The 677-nt window shown below is 60.1% G+C and carries 1 protein-coding gene and 1 pseudogene; both read right to left on the bottom strand.

Features of this window, described 5'->3' with window-relative positions; genetic code table 11:
• Positions 1-174 (bottom strand): annotated as a pseudogene (locus tag ACIQVE_RS11385) (type VI secretion system contractile sheath large subunit); the annotation flags it as partial.
• Positions 175-200: 26 nt separating this feature from the next.
• A partial coding sequence (tssB, locus tag ACIQVE_RS11380) for a type VI secretion system contractile sheath small subunit (RefSeq protein ID WP_402807958.1) occupies positions 201-677 on the bottom strand: 477 nt, incomplete at its 5' end.

Below are 677 nucleotides of genomic sequence, written 5' to 3'. Positions count from 1 at the left end.
CGGCTCACCGTTGTTCTGCGGCTTGAGCAGCTCTTCGATGAAAGCCGACACACCGCGCTTGGCGATGTCGTAGGCTTCGTCGTCCGGCGTCAGGCGGGTTTCGGCGATGATGCTGTCGAGAATGCTGTACTCGCCGCTGGCGGCGCCTTTCTCTTGTGCTGCGCTAGTGCTCATTGTGTTGGCTTCCTTGGCTGCTGGGTTCAGGCGTCGGTGGCTGCGGCGTTCAGGCCCAGCTCACCGAGTACGCGACCGCGGGATTCGTCGTCGGCGAGCACGCCTTCGATGGCTTTACGGAAAGCAGGTGCGTTACCCAGCGGGCCTTTGAGGGCCACCAGCGCGTCACGCAGTTCCATCAGCTTTTTCAGCTCAGGCACTTGCTCGACCAGGCTGGCCGGGTTGAAGTCCTTCATCGAATTGACGCGCAGTTGCACGCCCAACTCTTCAGTGCTGCCTTCTTCCTGCAGACGGTTCGGCACGTTCATCGTCAGGCTAAGCTCTTGCTTGGCCAGCACTTCGTCGAAGGTCATCTTGTCGATGCTGATCGGCTTGCGATCTTCGATCTTGCGCTCGTCCTTGCGGTGGGTGTAGTCACCGATTGCCAGCAGTTTCAGCGGCAGTTCAATCTCTTCCTGAGCACCGCCGGTGGCGGGTTTGAAGGTGACGTTGATGCGTTGGTG

Origin of the sequence: Pseudomonas sp. NPDC098747, from assembly GCF_044760045.1 — a bacterium.
In the GTDB taxonomy this organism is placed as follows: domain Bacteria; phylum Pseudomonadota; class Gammaproteobacteria; order Pseudomonadales; family Pseudomonadaceae; genus Aquipseudomonas.
This window is presented reverse-complemented; position numbering and strand designations above follow the sequence as displayed.